Raw genomic sequence first — 16,935 nt, forward strand, 5'->3', positions numbered from 1 at the left:
ACCCGGCTGACCGCACCCCACGACCGAGTTGTACCGTCGTGAGGTGTACCGCTTCCTGTTGTCCCGCCAGTGGGTGATCATCACGCTGGTCGCCCTGCTCCTCGTACCCACGATGATCAGGCTGGGCATCTGGCAGATGGACCGCTACCACGAGCGGTCGGCCCGTAACCAGCTGGTGACGGACGCGCTGGCGGCGAAGCCGGTCCCCGTCGAGGAGCTGGCCGCACCGGGACAGGCCGTGACCCGCGCCGAGCGGTACCGCACCGTGACCGCCACCGGGCGCTTCGACACCGAGGCCGAGGTCGTCGTCCGCCGCCGCACCAACGCCGACGACCGGGTCGGCTTCCACGTCCTGACCCCGTTCGTGCTCAAGGACGGCCGGATCGTGCTGGTCAACCGGGGCTGGGTCCCCGGAGCGAGCCAGACCGAGTACCCCGAGGTCCCCGCGCCGCCGCGCGGCGAGGTCACGATCAAGGGCCGGCTGATGCCCGACGAGACCACCGAGGCGAGCGGCATCAAGAACCTCCAGGGCCTGCCGGAGCGGCAGATCATGCTGATCAACAGCGAGCAGCAGGCCCGGCGCCTGGACGCCCCCGTGCTCGGCGGCTACATCGCCCAGACGGCGCCCGAGCCCAGGGGCGGCAGTCCGGAGCTGCTGGGGGACCCCGGCAAGGAGAACGCGCCGCTGAACTTCGCCTACGCCCTCCAGTGGTGGCTGTTCGCCGCGGCGGTGCCGGTCGGCTGGTTCGTGCTGGTCCGCCGGGAGGCCCGGCAGCGGGCGGCGTCGGCGGCCGGGGCGGAGAACGCCGACGGCACCGAGGACGCGCAGCCGGCGGCGGTCTAGCCACGCGCGCGGGACACGTCCCGTGACCGGCGGCGACCGCACAGTGGCACCGTCCGCTCCCCCTCTCCCGATGGCCGCGGGTCTGTGCGAGGCTTGCGCCCGGCCGGAGATGGTTGACGCGGCAAACACCGGCGGAGGAGGACCGGTTTCCGGCCGGTTCCTGTCATCCGTACGGACGCGCCGCGCAACTCTCCTCCGAGGGCACAGGCACACCAAGGACGGAGACCCATGGCCGACGGCGCCATGACCGCGACATTCCTCGCCGTGATCGGCGGGGCGTCGCTGCTCGCGGTCACCGCACGGCGGCTCAGGCCGAGCGACCGGCTGCCCTCGCTGGACGGCTGGGCACTCGCCGACCGCAGCCTCGGCCCCGGCTGGACCTGGCTGCTGCTCGGCGGCACGATCTACACCGCCTACACCTTCACCGCCGTCCCCGGCCTGGCCTACGGCAACGGCGCGCCCGCCTTCTTCGCGGTGCCGTACACCGTGATCGTCTGCCCGCTCGCCTTCGTGCTGCTGAGCCGGCTGTGGAGCGTGGCCCGGCGGCACGGCTATGTCACGGCGGCCGACTTCGTGCGCGGCCGGTACGGGTCGCCGCCGCTGGCGCTGGTGGTGGCGCTGACCGGCATCCTCGCGACCATGCCGTACCTGGCGCTGCAGCTGCTGGGCATCCGTGCGGTGCTCGCCGCGGGCGGGCTCTACCCGCACGGGGCGGCCGGCGACCTGCTGATGGTGGCCCTGTTCGCCGGGCTGGCCGTGGCCACCTACCGGCACGGGCTGCGGGCGCCCGCCGTGATCGCCGCGCTCAAGGCGGTGGCCGTCTTCGTGTCGCTGACCGCCGTGTGCTGGCTGGTGCTGCGCCGCCTCGGCGGGCCGGGCGCGGTCTTCGACGGTGCCGGGCGGGCCCTCGGCGGCACCGACGCCGCCCACTCCCCGCTGCTCCTCACCGCCGAGCAGCAGCCCGCCTACGCGACGCTGGCGCTGGGCTCCGCGCTGGCGCTGCTGATGTACCCGCATGTGCTCACCGCCGGTTTCGCCGCCGACACCTCCCGCACCCTGCGCAAGGTGTCCGTCGGGCTGCCTGCCTGGACGGCGCTGCTCGCGCTGTTCGGGTTCCTCGGCATCGCCGCCCTGGCGGCCGGGGTGCGGGCGCCGAAGGGCGGGGCGGAGGCGGCCGTGCCGATGCTGGTGGAGCGGCTGATGCCGGGGCCGGTGGCCGGTCTGGTGTTCGGCGCGATCGTGGTGGGCGCGCTGGTGCCGGCCGCCGTGATGTCGATCGCCGCCGCGACCAGCTTCGTACGGAACGTGTACGTCGAGTACGTCCATCCCACCGCCACCCCGAAGCGGCAGGTACGCATCGCCAAGGCCGTGTCGCTCACCGCGAAGGTCGGCGCGGTCGCGTTCGTGTTCGGGCTGCGCGACCAGGACGCCATCAACCTCCAGCTGCTCGGCGGGGTGTGGATCCTGCAGATCTTCCCGGCCGTCGCCGTCGGCCTGTACACCCGGTGGCTGCATCCGCGGGCGCTGCTCGCCGGGTGGGCCGTCGGCATGGTCACCGGGACGTACCTGGTGGTGCGGGAAGGTTTCTCCTCGATCGTGCCCCTCGAGCTGGGCGCCGGACCGCTCGAGGTCTACGCCGGGGTCGCCGCCCTGCTGCTCAATCTGACCGTCGCCGTGACCGGCACCGGGGTGCTGAGCCTCCTCGGGGTCGCCCGCGGCGGCGACGCCACCGACCTGCCGTCCCGCCTGATGCCCAGGCGACACCCGGAGACGGGAGCGAACACACCGTGAGACGCAGACACGCCCCTCGGACCACCACCCTGCCGCCGGCCGCCGCCCCGGCCGCTCCCCCGCCCGAGCCGGCTCCGGCACCGCCCGAGCAGATGGCGCCGCCGGAGCCGGTGACGCCGCCGGCCGCGCGGCTGCCCGTCACCGACCCGGACGAGCTGGAGCGCGAGGCGGGTGTGGCCCGGCTGTTCGAGCTGCACTACTCCTCGATGCTGCGGCTGGCCGTGCTGCTCGGCGCCGACGACCCGGAGAACGTGGTGGCCGAGGCCTACTACCAGATCTACCGCCGGTGGCGGAAGCTGAAGGACGTGGCCGCGGCCGAGGCCTACCTGCGCTCCACCGTCTGCAATCTGACCCGGATGCGCATACGCCACCTGCAGGTCGCCCGGCGGCTGAGCGAGAACCCGCCGGACGAGACGGTCGCCTCCGCGGAGAACACCGCACTGCTCCGCGACGACCAGCGGGTGCTCATCGACGCGCTGCAGCAGCTGCCGACCCGGCAGCGCGAGGCGCTGGTGCTGCGGCACTGGCTCGGCCTGAAGGAGTCCGAGATCGCCGCCGCTATGGGCATCACCTGCGGCTCGGTCAAGACCCACACGTCCCGCGGCATCGCCGCGCTCACCCAGGCGATGGAGGCCCGGCGATGACGTATGGAGATGCGACTCCGTCGCGTGGCACCCCGGACCGCACCCCGGGAGGCGGCGCCGAGCCCGCCCTGACGGACACCGAACGCACCGAACGTGAGCTCGCCGACGCCCTGGCGGCCCTCGCCGGCGGGGTACTGCCCGACCCCGACGCCTACCGCACCGCCCGCGGCGAGTGGCTGCGCCGGGAACGCCGGCGCCGGCTCGTGCTGACCGTGCTGGTGGCCGTGGTGTTCACCCTGGCCACCCTGATCGGATTGTGGGTGCTCAACCAGGCCCCCTCGGACCCCGGCGTGATCTTCTCCGGCGACGGCTCCCCCGCCGCCTCCGGGCCGTCACCCCCCCGGCCGCAGCCCTGATTGCCCCCGCCGGTGTGCGGGCATCCGCACCACGTGCATCGCATCGAGGACTACGCGCTCATCGGCGACGAACAGACCGCCGCCCTGATCGGCACGGACGGCTCCGTCGACTGGCTGTGCCTGCCACGCTTCGACTCGGGGGCCTGCTTCGCCCGGCTCCTCGGTGACGAGAACAACGGCCACTGGCGCATCGCCCCGGTCGGCGCCGACCGCTGCACCCGCCGCGCCTACCGCCCCGACACCCTCGTCCTGGACACCGTGTGGGAGACCGACGAGGGCACGGTCGTGGTCACCGACCTGATGCCGCAGCGCGACCGGGCACCCGACCTGGTGCGCATCGTGCGGGGCCTGCGCGGCGAGGTCACCGTCCACAGCGCGCTGAGGCTGCGCTTCGACTACGGCTCGGTGGTGCCCTGGGTGCGCCGGGAGGACGGCCACCGGGTGGCGGTCGCCGGGCCGGACTCGGCGTGGCTGCGCAGCGAGCCGGAGGTGCACACCTGGGGCGAGGACCTGGGCACCCACTCGCAGTTCACGGTGCGCGAGGGCGAGCGGGTCGCGTTCGTGCTCACCTGGCACCCCTCCCACGAACCGCGCCCGCCGCTGGTCGACCCCTACACCTCGCTGCGGCACAGCGTCACGGACTGGCGCGCCTGGGCGGCGCGCTGCCGCTACGACGGCCCGCACCGGGACGCCGTGGTCCGCTCGCTGATCACGCTCAAGGCGCTCACCTACGCGCCCACCGGCGGCATCGTCGCCGCGCCCACCACCTCGCTGCCGGAGGAGCCGGGCGGGGTGCGCAACTGGGACTACCGCTTCTGCTGGCTGCGCGACTCCACCCTCACCCTCAACGCGCTGCTGGCCGCCGGGTACAAGGAGGAGGCCGGGGCCTGGCGCGACTGGCTGCTGCGCGCGGTCGCCGGCGACCCGGCGGACCTGCAGATCATGTACGGCGTGGCGGGCGAGCGGCGGCTGCCCGAGCTGGAACTGCCCTGGCTGGCCGGGTTCGAGGGAGCCCGGCCGGTGCGGGTGGGCAACGACGCGGTGAACCAGCTCCAGCTGGACGTGTACGGCGAGGTGATGGACTCGCTGGCGCTGGCGAGGCGTTCCGGGCTGCCCCCGAAGCCGGACATATGGGCGATGCAGACGGTCCTGATGGACTTCCTGCGCACCGCCTGGCGGCAGCCGGACGAGGGGCTGTGGGAGGTGCGCGGCGGCCGGCGCCATTTCGTGCACTCCAAGGTGATGGTGTGGGTCGCCGCCGACCGCGCGGTGCGCGCGCTGGAGGAGCACCCCGAGTTCGAGGGCGACCTCGAGGGCTGGCGTCAACTGCGCGACGAGGTGCACCGGGAGGTCTGCGAGAAGGGCTACGACCCCGAGCGGAACACGTTCACCCAGTCCTACGGGTCGCGGGAACTGGACGCCGCCCTGCTGCTCATCCCGAGGGTGGGGTTCCTGCCGCCGGACGACCCCCGGGTGACCGGCACCATCGACGCCGTCCGCAAGGAGCTGGGGCAGGGCGGCCTGCTGCGCCGCTACACCTCCCACGCGCGGACCGTCGACGGGCTGCCCGGCGAGGAGGGGACCTTCCTGGCGTGCACCTTCTGGCTGGCGGACGCCCTGCATCTGACGGGCCGCGCCGAGGAGGCCCGGGAGCTGTTCGAGCGGCTGCTGGGGCTCGCCAACGACGTGGGGCTGCTGGCGGAGGAGTACGACCCGGTGCAGGGCCGGCTGCTGGGCAACTTCCCTCAGGCGTTCAGCCACATCGGCCTGGTGAACACGGCCCTCGCCCTGTTCGGGGACCAGCAGGCAGGATAGGGCGCATGGATCTTGGACTGAAGGACCGGGTGTACGTCGTCACCGGGGCGACCCGCGGGCTGGGCCACGCCTCCGCGCGGGAACTGGTCGCCGACGGGGCGAAGGTGGTCGTCTCGGGGCGGGAGGAGAAGAGCACCGCCGACGCGGCGGCCGCGCTGGGGCCGAACGCGGTGGGCGTGGCCGTGGACAACGCCGATCCCGAGGCGCCGGCCCGGCTGATCGGGACCGCGCGGGAGCGCTTCGCCCGCTTCGACGGCATCCTCATCAGCGTGGGCGGGCCGCCGCCGGGGTTCGTCGCGGACAACACCGACGAGCAGTGGCGGGCGGCGTTCGAGTCGGTGTTCCTCGGCGCGGTGCGGCTGGCCCGGGCGGCGGCCGCGGAGCTGGGCGAGGGCGGCGTCATCGGTTTTGTGCTGTCCGGTTCGGTGCACGAGCCGATCCCGGGCCTGACCATCTCCAACGGGCTGCGCCCGGGCCTGGCCGGCTTCGCCAAGTCCCTGGCGGACGAGCTGGGTCCGCGCGGCATCCGCGTCGTCGGTCTGCTGCCGGGCCGGATCGACACCGACCGGGTGCGCGAGCTGGACTCCCGCTCCGCCGACCCGGAGGCCACCCGGCAGGCCGCCGAGTCCCGTATCCCGCTGCGCCGTTACGGCACCCCGGAGGAGTTCGGCCGCACCGCGGCGTTCCTGCTGTCCCCGGCGGCGTCCTACCTCACGGGCGTGATGCTCCCGGTGGACGGCGGCTACCGGCACGGCTTCTGAGACACGCGCCGGGGCGGCCGGCGGCCGGGCGTCAGCTCACCCGTGCCGCGGCGGACCGGCGGGGCCGGGGTCAGTTCACCCGTGCTGCCGCGCGCCGGGCCCTCCCGGGCATCAGCTCACGCGCGCGGCAGGCCGGGCGGGCCGTTGCGTCAGCTCACCCGCTCGGCCCGGTGCCGCATGCCGCGCAGCCGGACCTCGGCCGGCAGCGAGGCCAGGCCCGCCGAGTCGCGGGCGTGGGCCAGGGTGCGGTGGGTCAGGTCGTCCAGGGCCGTGCCCGGATCGATGTGCGGCGCCAGGGACATCCGGACCCGCGCCTGCGGGGCCTGGCGGCGCCCCGTCAGATGGACCTGGGCCTTTTCGACGCCCGCCAGGTGACCGGCGTCCTCGGTGAGCGCGTGCTCCAGGGCCCGACCGTGCACCACCGCCTCCTCGCCGTCGCCGGTGTCCACCAGGACGTGGGCGAGGCGGCGCCGGCGCAGCACCGAGACCAGCCACCACAGCGCGAGCAGGAGCAGGGCGGCGAGGACCGCGATGACCACCGGCCACCACCAGCCCTCCTCCCGCCAGCGGGTGCGCTCCGCCTCGCTCAGCAGCACGTCGTCCTTCCCGTCGTGCAGCCACCAGGACGGCGCCGGCGCCCCCAGCCCGATGGCCAGCACCGAGCCGCCGAGGGCGATCAGCACCAGCCCGGCCAGGCCGAGCAGGACGCGGTTGACGACCCTGAGCAACGCCCTCACCCCTTCCGGCCGGAGCGCCGCACCCGCACCGACAGGGCGGGCGGCCGGGCCAGCCCCAGCCCGCGCACCGCTTCGGTGAGGACGGCGTCCAGGTCGTCGTGCACCTCGTCCAGTTCACGGAAGTGGGACACCGCGCGGACGTCGGTCCGGCGGCGCCTGACCCGTACCCGCACCGACTGCACACCGGCCACCTCCATGGCCCGGTCCCGCAGCACCGTCGCGGCCGCGTCCCGGTGCAGTGCGGCGCGGACGTCGGGGTGGGTACGGCGCATGGTGAGCAGCGGCCGCAGTCCGGGGGTCAGCGCCAGCAGGAGCAGCCACAGGCCGAGGGCGGTGGCGACGCCGGCGCCGACCAGCACCCAGGTGTCGTCCAGGGGCCGCTGGGCCAGCTGCTGCGCCAGCTCGCGGCGCCACTTCATCGGGGGCCGGTCGGCGCGCACGGCGGCGATGTCGTAGAGGAACGCGCCCGCGATCACCAAGGTCACCAGCGCGAGCAGTGCCGCCGGGACGCGGCGGGCCGACCAGAAGCGCCGGCGTTCCCTCCGTCCGGCCTCGGTCGGCGGCGGCGGCGGAGGGGTCTTGTCAAGGACCGTGCCGGTGGGTTCGCTCATCGGATCCTCCCCTGGGCCGCGGTCAGCGCCGTCGCCAGGTGCAGCCGCTCCACGTGGACGACCACCTCCGGCACATGCATGCCGGCCAGCGTGCCCACCCGTTCGGTGACATGGCTGCGCATATGCCCGCACCGGCTGCCGATGTCGCACGGGTAGTCGAGCTCGACATGGACGCGGACCCGGGCGGTGTCGTCGTGCACCACGACGGTGGCGTGCGGCGGCGCGGCGTCCGGGTGCAGTGCGCCGACGGCCTCGCGGGCGGCCCGGGAGGCGATCTTGGCGACCACCCGGTCGGCGATCCTGGTCGCTCCGCGCTCGCCCGGCGCGACGGCGGCCGGCGCCGGCGCGGACTCACCGGCCTGTGTGCTCACCCGCGTCACCGTCGCCGTTCACCGCGCGGACGGAAGAAGTCCCCGAGCTCGTAGTCCCCCTCGAGGAACCGCCCGACCCCGAAGCCGACGGCCCCCAGGGCCGCCACCAGCAGGAAGGCCCCGAACCCGCCGAAGTACCCGGCGAAACCCAGCGCCATCCCGGCGATCATGCCGACCACGGCCATGCTCATGTGCGCTCCTCAGTTCCTCGCGCCGGGGGTCTGTTCACTGCAGCCGGGACTCCGGCTCCTCGTCCTCCTCGTCGGGCAGCTTCACATCGCTCACCGCGATGTTGACCTCGACGACCTCCAGGCCCGTCATCCGCTCCACGGCCGCGATGACGTTCTCCCGCACGTCCCTGGCGACATCCGCGATGGGGACGCCGTAGTCGACGACGATCTCCAGGTCGAGCGCGGTCTGCACCTCGCCGACCTCGGCCTTGATGCCGCGGGTCACCGACTTCGAGCCGGGCACCCGGTCGCGCACGGCGCCGAAGGTGCGGGACGCCCCGCTGCCCATGGCGTGCACACCGACCACGTCGCGGGCGGCCAGTGCGGCGATCTTCTCCACGACGCCGTCGGCGATGGTGGTACGGCCGCGGGTCGCCGGGTCGCCGCCGCCTCGCCGGGTGCCCTTGCGTGCGGAGCTCTCCGGAAGGGTCTTCTCCGTGTCGGGGCCGGTCGAGGCCCCTTCGGTCATGTCGGTCATCGCCGTTACGTCCCTTCGGTCGTCCTCCTGACCACCGTATGCGCGCTGGCGTGGTCGCGCGCCAGGTATGCGGCAGGCTGGAGGAATGACGGCGGAGCGATGGACGCATGCGGTGCGGCGGCAGCTGGGTCTGGGCAGGCTGCTGCCCCTGGGCGGGGCGCAGGACGGGGCGTGGATCGCGGAGCGGGCCGTCGAGCCGGTGCTGCGCGATGCGGTGACACAGGGGGTGCCCGAGGTGCGCCTCGGCACGGTGCGGATCGCGCTCGCGGACTCCGAGGAGGCGGCCGAGCCGGTGGTGCCGTCCCCGCCGGGCGCGCTGCCGCCGGGTCCGCTGCGGCTGTCGGCGGAGTTCGCGGCGGTGGCGCCGGAGTTGGAGTCGGAGTCACTGCCGGCCACGGCGGACCGCCTGCGGGCGGCCCTGGCCCAGGCCGCGGCGGAGCACATCGGGCTGGCGGTGACGGAGGTCGACCTGACGGTGACGGACCTGCTGGAGGGCCCACCGGAGCCGCCGGAGACGGGCGAGGGCGTGGCGGCCGTCGGCGGGACTGGGGCAGGGAGCGGTTCGGAGGCCGATGGCGCTGCTGCTGGGGCCGGCTCGGGCGACGACCGGACCGCCGGTATCTCCGGTTCCGAGGAGGATCAGGCACCCTCACCTGCCGATTCCGACGAGAGCCGGGTCGCCGCGGCGGCGCTCGCCGTCCCCGGAGTGGCCAGGCTGACGCGCGTGCTGGGCCGCGCCGTGCACTTCACGGAGACGGCGGCCACGTCGACCGCGCTGCCCCGGCGCCATGTGCGCGTGGATCTGGCGGTACGCGCGGACCACCGCCCCGTGGAAGTGGGCCGCGCGGTCCGCACGGCCGTCTCGCAGGCGCTCCCGGATCAGCCGACGGCAGCGGTCCTGGTCACCAGCCTCGACTGAACACGCGCCCGCGGACCGGGAGAGACGGCGGCGGCGCCGCCATGTGCGCGTGGGCCTCGCGGTGCGCGCGGGCCACTGTCCACTGGAAGCGGGCCCGCGCGGTCCGCACGGCGCGGTCGAAGGCGGTGTGGTGACGAGCGTCGACGAAACGCGGAGCTCGTTATTCGCCGAGGCCGGCGAGGTCGCGCAGGCGGCGGGCCTGGGCGGCGCGTTCGGCGGCGCGCTGCTCCTCGTAGGTGCGGTCCTGGGCGCCGCGCAGCAGCGCCTTGGTCTCGATGACCGCGTCACGGGGAGCCGCGAGCAGGGCGGAGGCGAGGTCGCCGACCGCCGCGTCCAGTTCGGCCGCGGGCACCGCCACGTTGGCCAGGCCGATGCTCACGGACTCCTCGGCCCCGACGAAGCGGCCGGTCGCGCAGATTTCCAGCGCGCGGGCGTAACCGATCAGCCCGACCAGCGGGTGAGTGCCGGTCAGGTCGGGGACGAGGCCCAGGCTGGTCTCGCGCATGGCGAACTGCACGTCGTCGGCGACCACGCGCAGATCGCAGGCGAGGGCCAGCTGGAAGCCGGCGCCGATCGCATGGCCCTGCACGGCCGCGATGGACACGATGTCGCTGCGCCGCCACCAGGTGAATGCCTCCTGGTACTCGGCGATGGTCGCGTCCAGCGTCGCGTCGTCGCCGCGTGCGAGATCGATGAACGACGGCTCGCCGTCGAAGCCCTCCGGCGTGAAAGCCTGCCGGTCGAGCCCCGCGGAGAAGGACTTGCCCTCCCCGCGCAGCACCACGACCCGGACGGAGCCCGGCAGCAGCCGGCCCGCCTCGGTGAGCGCACGCCACAGAGCGGGGCTCTGCGCGTTGCGCTTGGCCGGGTTGGTCAGCGTCACCGTGGCGATCGCGTCGTCGACGGTGAGCCGTACGCCGTCCTTGTCGAGTACGGGACTGGCGGGACCGAGGTCCTGGGCGGACGAAGCCATGGGGCGCCTCCGAGCGGTGCGGTCGTCTTCCGTACCGCACGACAGGCTGGCACCCGTCCCGCGGCACAGCTAAGTGACTGCACAGTAACCACCCAGCCGGTCGGTCGGCCGACCGGGTGGCCACTTATCGGGGCGCTCCGGTTTCGACGCTCCGGGTCAGCTCGCGGACTTCTTGCCGCGCGTTGCCCCGCCACGCCCGCGGAGCGTGACGCCCGACTCGCTCAGCATCCGGTGCACAAAGCCATACGAGCGGCCGGTCTCCTCGGCCAACGCCCGGATGCTCGCACCGGCGTCGTACTTCTTCTTCAGGTCTGCCGCGAGCTTGTCGCGCGCGGCGCCGGTCACCCGGCTGCCCTTCTTCAGAGTCTCGGCCACCCGTGCCTCCTCATGGGAAGTGCGCTCTGGTCTTCTCATGATCACCCCTACCGGGCCCGATGGCCACCCATTCGGCAAGGTCCGTGAGACAAGGTTGTGACGACAGGAGTCCGTCCCCACAAGCGGAATACGGAATTCCATCCGGCCCCATTGATACCGCCGAACGGGTTCCTCCGTGAAGTGCCAGGTCAGAAAGGCGGCGCGGCCGGGCCCCTGCTTTTCGGGGGCCCAGCCGCGAAATCCGTGTAGGACACACCTCGGTACGAGGAGATCTCACACAGATGATGGATCACCGATGGGCCGAATGATCCATACGCCGTTGATCACGCCGGGCCGGGCGGCCGGATCAGGGCCGGGGCCGCGCCCCCGGGTCAGGCGAGAGCGGCCTCGGATCACGAGAGCGGCCCTGGACCGGGCGCCCCGGGATCAGGCGAGAGCCACGAGGTCCGCGTAGTCGGCACCCCACAGGTCCTCGACGCCGTCCGGCAGCAGAATGATCCGCTCCGGCTGCAGCGCCTCCACCGCGCCCTCGTCGTGGGTGACCAGGACGACCGCCCCCTTGTAGGTGCGCAGCGCGCCGAGGATCTCCTCGCGGCTGGCCGGGTCGAGGTTGTTGGTCGGCTCGTCGAGCAGCAGCACGTTCGCCGAGGAGACCACCAGCGTGGCGAGGGCGAGACGGGTCTTCTCACCGCCGGAGAGCACCCCGGCGGGCTTGTCGACGTCGTCGCCGGAGAACAGGAACGAGCCGAGCACCTTGCGGACCTCGACGAGATCCATGTCGGGCGCGGCGGAGCGCATGTTCTCCAGCACCGTGCGGTCGGGGTCGAGGGTCTCGTGCTCCTGCGCGTAGTAGCCGAGCTTGAGCCCGTGACCGGGGACGACGGCACCGGTGTCGGGCTGCTCGACGCCCGCGAGCAGCCGCAGCAGGGTCGTCTTGCCCGCGCCGTTGAGCCCGAGGATGACGACCCGGGAGCCCCGGTCGATGGCCAGGCTGACGTCGGTGAAGATCTCCAGCGAGCCGTACGACTTGGACAGGCCCTCCGCCATCAGCGGGGTCTTGCCGCAGGGTGCCGGCTCGGGGAAGCGCAGCTTGGCGACCTTGTCGGACTGGCGGACCTCTTCCAGCCCGGCCAGCAGCCGCTCCGCGCGGCGGGCCATATTCTGCGCGGCGACCGTCTTGGTGGCCTTGGCGCGCATCTTGTCCGCCTGGGCGTTGAGCGCGGCGGCCTTCTTCTCGGCGTTCTGCCGCTCGCGCCTGCGGCGCTTCTCGTCGGCCTCGCGCTGCTGCTGGTAGAGCTTCCAGCCCATGTTGTAGATGTCGATCGTGGCGCGGTTGGCGTCCAGGTAGAACACCTTGTTGACGACCGTCTCCACCAGGTCGACGTCGTGGGAGATCACGATGAAGCCGCCGCGGTAGGTCTTGAGGTAGTCGCGCAGCCAGACGATCGAGTCGGCGTCGAGGTGGTTGGTCGGCTCGTCGAGCAGCAGCGTGTCCGCGTCGGAGAACAGGATCCGGGCCAGCTCGATACGGCGGCGCTGACCGCCGGAGAGGGTGTGCAGGGGCTGGTTGAGCACCCGGTCGGGCAGCTTGAGCGCGGCGGCGATGGTGGCGGCCTCGGCCTCGGCGGCGTACCCGCCCTTGGTGAGGAACTCGGTCTCCTGGCGCTCGTACTGCTTGAGCGCCTTCTCCCGGGTGGCGCCCTTGCCGTTGGCGATGCGCTCCTCGTTCTCGCGCATCTTGCGGATCAGCACGTCCAGGCCGCGGGCGGAGAGGATGCGGTCGCGGGCGAGCATGTCGAGGTCGCCGGTGCGGGGGTCCTGCGGGAGGTAGCCGACCTCGCCGGAGCGGGTCACGGTACCGGCGGCCGGGATGCCCTCGCCGGCGAGGACCTTGGTGAGGGTGGTCTTGCCTGCGCCGTTGCGGCCGACGAGGCCGATGCGGTCGCCCTTGGCGACGCGGAAGGTGGCGTTCTCGATGAGGACGCGGGCACCGGCACGCAGCTCGATACCGGAAGCGGAGATCACTGGTCAGACTCCAGAGCGGGTGGGTGGCGGGATGGGCGGCTGAGGACGTTCCCGCCGTCTAATGCGCAAGGAGAATGGCCATGCGGGTCATTCTAACGGGGCGGTGCAAGCGGTTTTTCGGCGCCGGAGGGCGCCGATCTGCGTTTACGGGTTGTTGTCGGTGGCGGGTGTCACACTGGCCGCGAGTGGCGACGACACGAGGGAGTGATCGTTATGGCAGGCGGGCGTCCCAGCATCTGTCCCACGCTGCTGTACACCGACGCGAAGGCGGCGATCCGCCAGCTCACGGAGGCCTTCGGCTTCACGGAGCTGTCCGTGTACGAGGGCGAGGACGGCTCGGTGGAGCATGCGGAGCTGGCGCAGGGCAACGGCGTGGTGATGCTCGGCACGAAGGGCCGGGGCGGCGCCTTCGACACGGCGATGAAGGACGCGGGCCCGGCCGGCATCTACGTGGTCGTGGACGACGTCGACGGCCACCACCAGCGCGCCGTGGAGCACGGCGCGGAGATCCTCATGCCCCCGACGGACCAGGCCTACGGCTCCCGCGACTACATGGCCCGCGACCTCGAGGGCAACATCTGGAGCTTCGGCACGTACGCCCCCGAGATCAAGGCGTAGCGCCTCACGTCCGCGCGGCTGGGTGGGGGTACGCGTGGCCATGCCTGCGGCGCAACCGCGGCTCCGGTGGGGGTGCGCGTAGCGCCCACGGTGGGTGGGTGAGTCGGGGCCGGGGTGGTGGTATCCGTCCTCGGTCTGGCGCGAAATGGGTCTCTTTTCGACTACTGGCGCGGACGCGCCGGCCGCTGCGGGCGGACACCACCACCCCGACCCCTCCCCGCCGCGCGCGCCTGCGCCCGCCTAAGGCCGGTGCCCTGCTGACCGCCGTGCGCGGCTACCCCGCCTCGCCGCGGGCAGCCGGGCCTCCCCAGCTGCGGGCAGTCGCGGACGCGCTTCGCTGCGGGCAGTCGTGCCGCTGGGGCGATGGGGGTGCCCCCGCGCGAGCGAAGCCGAGCGTGGGGGAGGGTGGGCACCCCCGGCCCGCACCCACGCCGGGTGCCCGACCCAAACCTGCTGCGCCGCAGCGCCTGTGTTCAGCCGCCGGTGTGGACCTGGAAGGCGGCTCGCCGGACCGCACGGGCGAGCGCAGGGTCCGGGTGCGCGGCGGCCAGCGCGACCAGGACCTGCACCGTGCGCGGATGCCCGACGGCCCGCACCTCCTTCAGCAGCTCCGGAACAGTCGGCTGGACCGCAGACTCCAGGTGCCGCACCAGCATCGGCGCCTCCCCGTGATCGGCCACGGCCGCCGCCGTGTCGACCCACAGCCAGGTCGCCTCCTCACGGGTCAGAACCTCGTGCGCATCCTCAGGATCGGCCCCGTCGTGCTCGGCGAGCCACAGCAGCGCGTACGGCCGCAGCGCCGGTTCGCCGAGAACGGCACGCACCTCCGGCTCGGCCGGCGCCCCGACCACGCGCAGCGCTTCGAAGGCGAGGCCCCGCAGCAGCGCATCCTCGCCCCGCGCTGCGTCGATCAGCTCGGTCACCGCGCTGCCCACCGGGCGGGCGGCAAGCCAGGCCCGGTACTCGGCACGGGCGGCGTTGGGCCGCAGCTGCGCGCAGCCGCGCAGCATGTCCTCGGCACTCTGCTCGATGTTCCCGGCAGGGCTCTGCGCGGCCACACAGATCTGCTCCAGCTTGACCCACACCGCCCAGCTGCCGAGCGGGGTGAGCGTGGCCTGCCCGTCGCCGTAGGTGAGCGCTCCCACGGAGGCGAGAGCGCGCAGTGCCCAGTCGAGCAGCGGCTCGAGCGGTGCGTCGGTGCGCTCCGGTACGACGGGGGCGGGCCGGGGCGCGTAGTCGATCTCGCAGCGCTCGGTGCGCAGTTCGGTGACGCGCTGGCGCAGCAGGTCCAGCAGCTGGGACACCGGGACGGGCCCGGCGGAGAGCTGGAGGAAGGACAGCACCTGCGGCATCGCCGAGACGACCTCGGCGACGGCGCCGGGCTCCTGGCCCCCCTGTTCGGGGTGCGCCAGCGACCACGCGTCGAAGAGGGCGACCCAGCCGCGCAGCACCGCGCTGTCGTCGCGGTCCCAGGCACGCAGCCGCCAGCCGGGGCGGGCGCTGTCGCCGTGCACCTCGATCAGACCGGCGAGGCGGGCGGTGTCCCAGTCGGCGCGCACCTGAGCCGGGGTCAGTCCGAGGTCCTCGGCGGCGCGCTCGGCGGTGGCGTCGGAGAGGGTCGCCTTGCCGTCGCCTGCGGTGCGGCCGGGGCCGAGGGCGGCGTCGGCCCAGCGGGCCACCCGGACGGCACCGGCCAGCTGGGAACGGGCCATTCCGGCCAGTGCCGCCGGTGCGGGCGTGCCCTCGGGAGGGCGCGGTGCGGGGCGGCGCGGGCGCCGGTGGTTCATCGCTCTGGGGGCGGCGGCCAGGGGTCGCGGGCGGACGAGTCGAAGCTTGGAGTCGCGCGGGATACGGGACGTCACGGGTGCAGTCTTCCGGTTGACGGTCCGAAAACCCAAACGGAATGTCACGGGCGGCTACGGAGAGGGCCAACGCACGACCCGACGACGGCGGTGAGGGGCGTGATCAGGCCACGGGGTGAGCGCGGACCGGAATCACGGCAGAGAGTCCGGCAAAGGGTCACATCAAGGGGGTGAGGAAGCGGCGGAGGGCCTCCTCGTAGGAGTCGGGGCGGGCGTTCCACATGGCGCCGTGCGGGGCGTCCGTGACCGGGTGCAGGGTGACGGTGTTGGGGTGGGCGTCGGCGAGGCGGCGGGAGAAGTGCCAGGGAGCCACGGTGTCGCCGGGTCCGTGGAAGATGTGGGTCGGGATGGCGATGCGGTCCAGGTGGAGGGTGCCGGGGTCGCGGTCGCCGTAGAGGCCGGTGCGGCCCTTGGCGGCGCGGACCGCGAGCGGCAGCAGCGGGCCCGGGGTGCGGCGGGCGGCCGCCAGGGCGCGCAGGGTCGCCTCCCAGCTGAGCACCGGCGAGTCCAGTACGAGCCCGGCGATCCGCTCCCGCAGCGGTGAGCGGGCGGCGGCGCGCAGCGCCATGGTCGCGCCGGTGGACCAGCCGAGCAGCACCACCTGCCGGGCGCCCGAGTCCACGGCGTGCCGGATCGCGGCGTCCAGGTCGCGCCACTCGGTCTCGCCGAAGTGGTGCAGGCCGTCCGGTGAGCGCGGCGCGCCCTGGTCGCCCCGGTAGGCGAGGGCGAGCACCGGGAAGCGGTGGCCGTGCAGGAACTCCATGAGATTCAGGGCGTGTTCCCGGGTGGCGGCGAGTCCGTGCACCGCGATCACCCAGGTGCCCCGGGCGCCCGGCACGAACCAGGCGGGCAGCGGGCCGAGTTCGCCGGGGATGCTCAGGTCGGTGTGCTCCAGCCCCAGGGCGGTGCCGGGGTCCCCGACGTACAGGTTGGGCACCAGCCAGACGCGGTCGCCGGGCTCCAGCGTGCCGTGGGTGACGCGTTCCAGGCGGCGGACGACGGTGTCGGCGGACTGCGAGGCGCCCTCCAGGACGGGCCCGACCACCGCGTGGACTCCGTCGCCGGCGAGCCCGTAGCGGCCGGGGCGCAGCGCGGCGAGGTGCCGGGTGAGACTGACCTGCCCGGCGGCCGTGCCGTGCACGGTGAGCCGGGGTTCGGTGGGCAGCGGCCTGCCCGGGGGCGCCTTGAGGGCGCTGTCGCTGGCGAACCGGCCGGCCGCCACGGCGGCGGCACCGGCCCCTATCACGGCGGAGACGGCAGCAGCCGTCGCTCTGACAGGACGCACCCCACCAGTCTCCCGGCCCTCCCGGCGCCGGGCCAGTGGGCAACGCAGGAGGAGTGACGCGCAGAGGCCTCGCGGCAACTACGCCCAGTCGCGCCTACGGCCCGCCTGGCTGCGGGCAGCGCAGCCGCGTCACTGCGGGCAGTCGTGCCGCCTGGGGCGATGAGGGTCCCCCCGCTCGAGCGAAGTCGAGAGTGGGGGAGGGTGGGCGATGGGGGTGCCCCCGCTCGAGCGCAGCCGAGA

At 73.8% G+C, this 16,935-nt stretch carries 18 protein-coding genes; 8 read left to right on the top strand and 10 right to left on the bottom strand.

Annotated features, from left to right (window positions below; translation table 11 throughout):
* Positions 1-43: 43 nt before the first annotated feature.
* The 6 genes from ABD198_RS25710 (at position 44) to ABD198_RS25735 (ending at position 6,211) form a co-directional block, all read left to right on the top strand.
* Positions 44-844 (top strand): SURF1 family cytochrome oxidase biogenesis protein, encoded by an 801-nt coding sequence (locus tag ABD198_RS25710; RefSeq protein ID WP_344006178.1) that lies wholly within the window; start codon positions 44-46, stop codon positions 842-844.
* 228 nt (positions 845-1,072) lie between these two features.
* On the top strand, positions 1,073-2,635 hold the full coding sequence (locus tag ABD198_RS25715; protein ID WP_344006180.1) for a sodium:solute symporter family protein: 1,563 nt from the start codon (positions 1,073-1,075) through the stop codon (positions 2,633-2,635).
* Positions 2,632-3,279: a sigma-70 family RNA polymerase sigma factor gene (locus tag ABD198_RS25720; RefSeq protein WP_344006182.1), complete on the top strand. Its 648-nt coding sequence runs from the start codon at positions 2,632-2,634 to the stop codon at positions 3,277-3,279. The genes ABD198_RS25715 and ABD198_RS25720 overlap by 4 nt, the downstream gene beginning before the upstream one ends.
* Complete coding sequence (locus ABD198_RS25725) at positions 3,276-3,635, top strand: hypothetical protein (RefSeq protein WP_344006184.1); 360 nt, start codon at positions 3,276-3,278, stop codon at positions 3,633-3,635. Before ABD198_RS25720 ends, ABD198_RS25725 begins: the two co-directional genes overlap by 4 nt.
* A gap of 33 nt (positions 3,636-3,668) precedes the next feature.
* The gene (locus ABD198_RS25730) at positions 3,669-5,450 is read left to right on the top strand and encodes a glycoside hydrolase family 15 protein (protein WP_344006186.1); all 1,782 of its coding nucleotides are present in this window, start codon (positions 3,669-3,671) and stop codon (positions 5,448-5,450) included.
* A 5-nt stretch (positions 5,451-5,455) separates the two neighbouring features.
* A complete protein-coding gene (locus ABD198_RS25735; protein ID WP_344006188.1) occupies positions 5,456-6,211 on the top strand; it encodes an SDR family oxidoreductase in 756 nt (251 codons plus the stop codon).
* Between the two features lie 149 nt (positions 6,212-6,360).
* On the opposite strand, the gene amaP is transcribed toward ABD198_RS25735, so the two are convergent.
* From amaP to ABD198_RS25760, 5 genes are read right to left on the bottom strand one after another with little or no spacing between them, the layout of a single operon-like run.
* Positions 6,361-6,948, bottom strand: coding sequence for an alkaline shock response membrane anchor protein AmaP (amaP, locus tag ABD198_RS25740; RefSeq protein ID WP_344006190.1), 588 nt, complete (start codon positions 6,946-6,948; stop codon positions 6,361-6,363).
* The gene (locus tag ABD198_RS25745) at positions 6,945-7,559 is read right to left on the bottom strand and encodes a DUF6286 domain-containing protein (protein WP_344006192.1); all 615 of its coding nucleotides are present in this window, start codon (positions 7,557-7,559) and stop codon (positions 6,945-6,947) included. Before ABD198_RS25745 ends, amaP begins: the two co-directional genes overlap by 4 nt.
* The gene (locus tag ABD198_RS25750; protein WP_425580550.1) at positions 7,556-7,939 is read right to left on the bottom strand and encodes an Asp23/Gls24 family envelope stress response protein; all 384 of its coding nucleotides are present in this window, start codon (positions 7,937-7,939) and stop codon (positions 7,556-7,558) included. Before ABD198_RS25750 ends, ABD198_RS25745 begins: the two co-directional genes overlap by 4 nt.
* Positions 7,936-8,121, bottom strand: a complete 186-nt coding sequence (locus tag ABD198_RS25755; RefSeq protein WP_167991315.1) for a hypothetical protein — start codon at positions 8,119-8,121, stop codon at positions 7,936-7,938. The genes ABD198_RS25750 and ABD198_RS25755 overlap by 4 nt, the downstream gene beginning before the upstream one ends.
* Positions 8,122-8,155: 34 nt before the next feature.
* Positions 8,156-8,638, bottom strand: a complete 483-nt coding sequence (locus ABD198_RS25760) for an Asp23/Gls24 family envelope stress response protein (protein WP_344006198.1) — start codon at positions 8,636-8,638, stop codon at positions 8,156-8,158.
* A gap of 85 nt (positions 8,639-8,723) precedes the next feature.
* Between ABD198_RS25760 and ABD198_RS25765 the strand changes: the two genes are divergently transcribed.
* Complete coding sequence (locus tag ABD198_RS25765) at positions 8,724-9,557, top strand: nucleopolyhedrovirus P10 family protein (protein ID WP_344006200.1); 834 nt, start codon at positions 8,724-8,726, stop codon at positions 9,555-9,557.
* 160 nt (positions 9,558-9,717) lie between these two features.
* Here the strand turns inward: ABD198_RS25765 and ABD198_RS25770 are convergent, their stop codons facing one another.
* The 3 genes from ABD198_RS25770 to ABD198_RS25780 form a co-directional block, all read right to left on the bottom strand.
* Positions 9,718-10,530, bottom strand: a complete 813-nt coding sequence (locus tag ABD198_RS25770; protein ID WP_344006202.1) for an enoyl-CoA hydratase/isomerase family protein — start codon at positions 10,528-10,530, stop codon at positions 9,718-9,720.
* Positions 10,531-10,686: 156 nt separating this feature from the next.
* Positions 10,687-10,905 carry a helix-turn-helix domain-containing protein gene (locus ABD198_RS25775; protein WP_309141305.1) on the bottom strand — a complete coding sequence of 73 codons (219 nt, stop codon included), beginning with the start codon at positions 10,903-10,905 and terminating at the stop codon, positions 10,687-10,689.
* Positions 10,906-11,331: 426 nt separating this feature from the next.
* Positions 11,332-12,930, bottom strand: a complete 1,599-nt coding sequence (locus ABD198_RS25780) for an ABC-F family ATP-binding cassette domain-containing protein (RefSeq protein ID WP_344006206.1) — start codon at positions 12,928-12,930, stop codon at positions 11,332-11,334.
* 213 nt (positions 12,931-13,143) lie between these two features.
* Between ABD198_RS25780 and ABD198_RS25785 the strand changes: the two genes are divergently transcribed.
* The gene (locus ABD198_RS25785; RefSeq protein WP_344006209.1) at positions 13,144-13,548 is read left to right on the top strand and encodes a VOC family protein; all 405 of its coding nucleotides are present in this window, start codon (positions 13,144-13,146) and stop codon (positions 13,546-13,548) included.
* Between the two features lie 473 nt (positions 13,549-14,021).
* Here the strand turns inward: ABD198_RS25785 and ABD198_RS25790 are convergent, their stop codons facing one another.
* Positions 14,022-15,410, bottom strand: coding sequence for a hypothetical protein (locus ABD198_RS25790; protein WP_344006211.1), 1,389 nt, complete (start codon positions 15,408-15,410; stop codon positions 14,022-14,024).
* 157 nt (positions 15,411-15,567) lie between these two features.
* Positions 15,568-16,695 carry an alpha/beta hydrolase gene (locus ABD198_RS25795; protein ID WP_344006213.1) on the bottom strand — a complete coding sequence of 376 codons (1,128 nt, stop codon included), beginning with the start codon at positions 16,693-16,695 and terminating at the stop codon, positions 15,568-15,570.
* Between the last annotated feature and the right edge of the window lie 240 nt (positions 16,696-16,935).

The organism is Streptomyces thermocarboxydovorans, assembly GCF_039524635.1.
Taxonomy (GTDB): Bacteria; Actinomycetota; Actinomycetes; order Streptomycetales; family Streptomycetaceae; genus Streptomyces; species Streptomyces thermocarboxydovorans.